The organism is Pedobacter sp. 05L430 (assembly GCF_056397585.1).
In genome coordinates this window covers 1-590 of the sequence record NZ_JBFTNT010000615.1, presented here as the reverse complement: position 1 = coordinate 590, position 590 = coordinate 1, and the positions used below count along the sequence as shown (strand labels likewise).

The window sequence follows — 590 nt, the reverse complement described above, 5'->3', positions numbered from 1 at the left end:
ATATGTGGGGTGTAGACAAAAGATACCTGAACAACAGCAACTTCTATGATAAATCTGTGCTGGATCAAAATTACCAGGCTACTGCAGCTGATCTTCAGATCTTAAATGATAAAACACTTGATTATAGGGTTATAGATTTTACAAAAGGTAATCCTTTCTTTGATGCGTCGGCTTCGTATTTCCACAAATCGGTAGGAGGAAGGCACTCTGCAAGGCTGCAGCGTTACGACGAATTGATAACGGCACAATTTAGCGAGAAGATAAATGAGCCCGTATTGGATATGCTAAATACCAAATACGTGATTATGGCCGATAAGGCTAGTCCGACGCCTCAGGCCATAGAAAGAAAGACAGCTTTGGGAAATGCTTGGTTCATCAGCAATGTGAGCTACGTTAAAAATGCGGATGAAGAGATGAAAGCCATTACCAGCTTTGACCCGAAAACAACGGCAATAGTTGATGAGACTTTTAAATCTCAAATTGGCGATGCAAAATCTTTAACTGATACTACTGCAAAGATTCAACTGACCGAATATCATCCCGATCACCTGGTTTATAAATATAAAAGTGCACAGGATGCTATAGCTGTA

Annotated in this window: 1 pseudogene; it reads left to right on the top strand. The window is 40.2% G+C overall.

Annotated features, from left to right (window positions below):
• Positions 1-590 (top strand): annotated as a pseudogene (locus tag AC1DG9_RS27635) (hypothetical protein); the annotation flags it as partial.